Here is a 5,504-nt window from a genome sequence, read left to right as displayed (position 1 = left end):
TCCATGGCCAGGACTCCGTCCAGCACCGTGAGCGTCGGGTTGACAGTGTCGGCGATTTCCAGCATCAGCCGGGCGAAGACGGCTTCGTCACCGCCCGCGCTCAGGTGATACGCTGCCTTGCGCTTGCCCGGCACGAAGCCGAACAGATTCTTGACCCCCAGCGTCAGGCCCATCTGGGTGTGCGTCTTGAGCTTGGGCAGGTTCACCACATGGTCGAACCCGGCGAAATCCTCGAACAGATACAGCCGGCTGAAGAACCGCCGGTTGCGGGCGGGCACCTCGCGTCCACGGTGGAACGATACCGGCGTGATTGCATGGCGCGTCATCACCGGCGCGTAACCGGCCGCGGCCATGGCGTGGGCGGTGCTCTCCAGGGACGGGCTGTCGCCGAGAAACAACCGGCAGCCATGGTCCGCCAGTAACGACGCCACAGCGTCCACCACCTCGGGATGCGTGTTCACCGCCCGCTCCGGCGGCCGGCCGGCGAGCAGGTTCGGCTTCAGCAGCACGCGGTCACCGGCACGAAACCCTCGCCCCCGGCCGGACAGCTCGCGCCACCCGTCCTCCAGGAACGCGCGGAGCGCGGTCTTCTGATAGCCTTCAACTCGTCCCAACACGCACGCAGTATCCACGGCCATGACCCGCCAGCCGGCAATAAGCGGCCAGTATAGCACACCCCGGCCGCCCGGCGACGGCCGCCGGATTTACAAAGCGGGCGGCGACGGTTATAATGCCTCCGACTCATCGTGAGGAGGCACCATGCGCTGGAAAATTCTGACGGCCGTCGTACTCGCCGCCTGCTGCGGACACGCCCTGGCCGTTGATCTGCCCATCGTACGCGGCACCTTCACGGCCGCTGAAATACTGGACCGTTTTGAATCCTACCGGGCAAATTACACCGCCTACACGCCCGACGCCGACACGCTGGCGGCCGTTGGGGCCCTGCCGGCGGAGCTGGAAGTGGTGGTGGTGTTCGGCAGCTGGTGTTCGGACAGTCTGGACCAGGTGCCCCGATTCATCAAGATCACCGAAGCGCTGAAGCTCCCGGCCGACCGCATCCGCTACATCGGGGTGGACCGCACAAAGCAGGACCCGGACGGCCTGACCGCCGACCTGCACATCGAGCGGGTGCCCACCTTCATCTTCCTGTTGGACGGGGTGGAGGCCGGCCGGATCATCGAGACGCCGAACGATACGCTGGAAAAAGACATCCGCGTGATTCTCCGCCCGGCGGACTGAGGCGGCAGCCGCGCGGCTAATCCTCGGGGATGATGCGGATCGCCGCTTCCACCCGCCGCTGGGCGATCCAGGCGTTGAATTCGGCGTTGATCTTGCGCTGTTCCAGAATCCGGACGATGTAGTCCCGCACCTGCTCCACCGGGGGGATGGACGTGTCGGGGGGGAGTTGCGGCAGCAGTTCGTCGGTGTAGAATGCGGTGATCTCCTCCGGCGCGATCACTACGAAGGGCCGGAAATAGGTCCGGAGAAATTCCACCACCAGCGCCTGGCGCTCCACCAGATCGGCGTACTCCGCCGGTGTGATTCCGAACACCGCCTGGATCGCCGCCAGCTTCTCGCCCCCGCCGCAATGGTCGCGGATCCGCGCCGCCATCGCGGCGGTATCGGCGGCTTTCGCCGAATCCCCCATGCTGTCGATCAGCTCCTGGCGGATGATGAGCTGATCCGAAAGCCGGGTCAGCGCGGCTTCGAGGACGGACCGCTCGTCAGGCGACACCACCCGCCCCTCGATGAGGGAGGCCACGAACAGCAGCTCGCGCCGGGACACGGGCATCCCGCTCACTTCCGCCACGATCCGGTCCTGAAGGTGCGGTTCGTCCGGCGGGTCCGGCCACGCGACGGGGCTGCCGGTGGCGGCACCGGCCAGACCGAGCAGAATGATGAAAGCACGGTACAGCATCAGAACGGATTCCCGATGGTGATGTAGAACTGGTTGTCCTTGGCGTCGGGGATGTCTTTCAGGGACAATCCGAAGTCCAGCCGGATCGGCACCACCGGTGTGTTGATCCGGAACCCGAATCCCACGATGTGGGCCACGTCGCGCCAGCACACCGACGACATGTCGGTGAAGACGTTGCCGACATCGTAGAACAGCGCTCCGTGCAGGAGCCGGTAAATGGGAAAACGCAATTCGGCGTTGCCGATGATCAGGGCGTTGCCGCCCAACGGCTCGTTCGTCACGGCATCCAGCGGGCCGGCCCGCTCCGTTTCGTAGGCGCGGAGGGTGGATGAGCCGCCGGCGAAGAACTTCTCACTGATCGGTACATCGACGGCGTTGGAGTGGTTGAGAATCCAGCCCATCCGCAGCGAGAGCGCCGCGACCAGATGCGATCCGATGCGGTAGTTGTGCTGTTCCTGGAAATACAATTTGGTGAAGCCGGTGTCGGCGCCCAGAATTTTCGGCGCCATCATGACGGTGAAGGTGCTCTGGCGGCCCCGGGTGGCATCCATCAGGTTGTCCCGGGTATCGTTGACGTAGCTCACCGCGAGCGAGGGGAGGGTGATGGGCTGTTCGTCCCGTTCGATCTCGCCCGGATCGAGCCCCTCCTGAATGTCGTAGTTGGTGATGTTTTCGAATCCCAGCCGGAACAGCCAGACCGTGTGGCGGCCGGTCTGGATGCTGCTCTGCCCGACGACACTGAACCGCTTGGTCTTGAACGAGACCCGGTCCTCCTGCAGGCCGTAGATGGAAAGCGTCAGGGGGTAGCGTCCCCAGAACAGATCCTGGTCGTTCACCGACACCTGGCCGAGGATTTTCTTTTCGCTGAGCCGGAACAGCGTGCCGAGGCTCAGTGTCCGGCCGAGGAAATTATTGTCAGTCCACTCGAGCAGGCCGCGGAAACCTTCAAAATCCAGGTAGCCGAAACCGTAACCGAACGTGTAGCGGGGCGCTTCGACGAGCTTCAGGATCACGTTGCGGCTCTGCTCCCGGCCGTAGACGACGGGCACCGTCACCGATACATCCTCGAATATGCCCGACCCGTACAGCCGGCTCTCGGCTTGATAGACCGACTGGATGTCCAGCGGGCCGCCGCCCTGCAGGCGGATCAGCTTGTTCATCTCGCGGGACACCGTGGCGCCCGGGCTGATCACCACCACGTTGTCCACCTCGTAGGGCCCGTCCAGTTCCGGCTCGAGCGTCAGGTCCACCCGGTGGTCGGCGCGCTGGTCCCTGAGCACCAGCCGGTCGACGATGTACCCCCGGCTGGAGCAGAAGTCGATGACCGTCTGTCGCAGCCGCTCCACCAGCCCGGTGGTGTACGGCTGGTCCCGGAATCCGTCCAGCCGCCGTGCGAACTCCTCGCGATGGGGGAAGTTGTCGCCCAACGTGAAGGCGCCCACCCGGTAGCGCTCGCCTTCGGTGATCTCAAGCTGCAGCGTGGTATGGCCGCCTTCCGATACGGCGGTCCACTCCACCCGCGCATCCAGCCAGCCGGCCGCGGTGTACAGCGCCCGCACCTCGCCGGCCAGCGGGTCCGCCGTCTCGGCCGAGATGTGCGGCACGTTCAGGGGCAGCCCCGCACCCTCGACGATCTCCTGGCGGGTGAACGACACGTTGCCCGTGAGTACCACGGGGATCTTCTCCCGCGGCATCGTCTCCACCTGAAACACAATGAGAATCCGTCCTGTGTCCGGCTCCTCCTCCCGCCGGGAGGTGACCGCTGTGACCACACGGCCCCGGCCCTCCAGGTAAGTTTTCAGATCACTCCGGCTGAGTTCCTCGGCAAACTCGCTGATGTCGCCCAGACGGTAAATGGCCAGCGTCTCGCGGATGTCACCGGGCGACATCTGGCCCCCGTCGATGCGGATGGCGACGGGCGGGCCGGTTTCCAACAGAATGACCGGCTGGACCGAAGCCGGCAGGCGGCCCGGGGATTCGAACCGCTCGATGCGGACCGCAGGATAGCCGGCCTCGTGATAGCTCCGCCGGAGGTCGCGGACCAAGCGCTCCAGAAGCTGCTGCGACAGGTACTGGTAGCTCAGCCGGCCGACGGCACGCCGCACCTCCGGCAGGAGGGTGCCTTCGAGCAGTTCCACCTGGACCGGCATCAGCCGGTAGCGTTTTCCCTCGGCGACCTCGATCTGCAGGTGGCCCTTCGGCAGCACGCGAAATTCGCCTGTCGCGTCGAGATGCCCCGCCTCCCGGTAGAGTTCCAGCAGGCGATCGCGGGCCGCGGCCAGGACCGCCTCGGTGAGCAGTTCACCTTTGGCCAGCCCCAGCTCCTTCATCAGCGTCCGGACGTTGAAGCGCCGGACGTGGCGCAGCTCGATGCGCTGCAATCGCGGATGGGCCGCCAACCGGAAGATCACGCGCTGCCCCTCCGCCGCCGGCAGGGTGTACACCGCCACCTTCCGGAAAATGCCCAGTTGGTAAAGGTTTTTGCAGGCATTTTGAAACACGCGGGCATTGAGCGGAGTGCCGGTCTGGATGCCGGCCACGCGCTCGAGGGTGGCGATATCCACCTGGTCAAATTCCGGCGGATCGATCTCAAACACCACCGCGGCGGCCCAGGATGACGGGGGCGCACCGGCGGGCGTCTGCCCCGGCAGCAACGCCGGCAGCACCAGCAGCATCCCGATGATCGTCAACCAGTAACGCATCTTCCGTTCCCGCGGCGCCTCAGAATCTGCGCTTGAACCGGAAATCGAGACCGAAATAGCCCCGCTCGTCCTCGGTGGCCACGATGGTTACGCGGGGGGACAGGCGGTACTCGATCACAATCATGTCCTTCTCACTGCTGGACACGCTGCGTGAATACGTCACGAACAAGTCCTTGACCACCTGCTTGCCCACGGTGACCCGGGTGCTGCCGGCGGAATTGGAATCGTAAAGCTGCGCGTCCACGGAGATGGTGTCGAAGCCCACCACCTGTTTGAGCCGCTGTTCCACGGCCACCGACACCAGCTGGCTGAGCACGGCCGAGTAATCCGCCCCCGACGGCGTGATCACCTGGGCCCGGGACGTGCTCTCGGGCGCCTGGCCCGAGGTGATGAGCTGGACGATCTCGGCGGCAGACAGGTTGGGCACGGACACCAGTTGCGTCTTCATCCGCGACGTGGAGCCCTCCAACCGGACCATGATGTGGTAATCCTTGATGTCGCTCGATAGTTGCAGATTAAGTTCCGGATCGACCTCAGCCGGATTGATGAACGAGATCAGGCCCCGGTCCACGGTGAACCGGTTCATCCGGAACATGATCTCACCGTTGTTGACCACCAGGGCGCCGCGGACCACCGGCTGGTCCAGCGATCCCTTGATCTGCAGGTCCACGCTGCCGATGATGTCCAGACTGTCCGTTTCGATCCGGACGGACCGCTCGCCCTTGAGATTCACGTTGAGCGTGGTCTCGGTGAACAGCTTCCCGGAGCCGTTCCCGCCGCTGGAGAATTCCATGCCGGCCAGCAGCTGGACGAAGCCCACGAGGTCCACGTTCTGCAGCGGGGCGGCCCGCTCGATCCAGAGATCGCCGCCCAGCACCGACCGG

Annotated in this window: 5 protein-coding genes; 1 reads left to right on the top strand and 4 read right to left on the bottom strand. The window is 65.1% G+C overall.

Annotated elements, in window-relative coordinates; genetic code table 11:
• Positions 1–617: DUF362 domain-containing protein (locus GX414_07435; GenBank protein NLI46923.1), on the bottom strand; the 617-nt coding region annotated here is incomplete at its 3' end.
• Between the two features lie 142 nt (positions 618–759).
• Between GX414_07435 and GX414_07430 the strand changes: the two genes are divergently transcribed.
• Positions 760–1,239, top strand: a complete 480-nt coding sequence (locus GX414_07430) for a thioredoxin family protein (GenBank protein NLI46922.1) — start codon at positions 760–762, stop codon at positions 1,237–1,239.
• A 16-nt stretch (positions 1,240–1,255) separates the two neighbouring features.
• Here GX414_07430 and GX414_07425 read toward each other — a convergent pair whose 3' ends face one another.
• The 3 genes from GX414_07425 to GX414_07415 all read right to left on the bottom strand — a co-directional run.
• Positions 1,256–1,918, bottom strand: a complete 663-nt coding sequence (locus GX414_07425; GenBank protein ID NLI46921.1) for a hypothetical protein — start codon at positions 1,916–1,918, stop codon at positions 1,256–1,258.
• Entirely contained in the window at positions 1,918–4,620 is a 2,703-nt protein-coding gene (locus tag GX414_07420; protein NLI46920.1) for a BamA/TamA family outer membrane protein, read from the bottom strand. Before GX414_07420 ends, GX414_07425 begins: the two co-directional genes overlap by 1 nt.
• Positions 4,621–4,639: 19 nt before the next feature.
• Positions 4,640–5,504 (bottom strand): hypothetical protein (locus GX414_07415; protein ID NLI46919.1); only part of this gene is annotated, 865 nt, incomplete at its 5' end.

The organism is Acidobacteriota bacterium (assembly GCA_012517875.1).
GTDB lineage: Bacteria > Acidobacteriota > JAAYUB01 > JAAYUB01 > JAAYUB01 > JAAYUB01.
The sequence above is the reverse complement of the archived record's forward strand: the minus strand, read 5'-3'. Positions and strand labels throughout refer to the sequence as shown.

Coding starts and splice junctions, on each gene's coding strand:
- GX414_07420 (NLI46920.1), bottom strand. CDS start 4,620: ATGCGTTACTGGTTGACGATCATCGGGATGCTGCTGGTGCTGCCGGCG.
- GX414_07425 (NLI46921.1), bottom strand. CDS start 1,918: ATGCTGTACCGTGCTTTCATCATTCTGCTCGGTCTGGCCGGTGCCGCC.
- GX414_07430 (NLI46922.1), top strand. CDS start 760: ATGCGCTGGAAAATTCTGACGGCCGTCGTACTCGCCGCCTGCTGCGGA.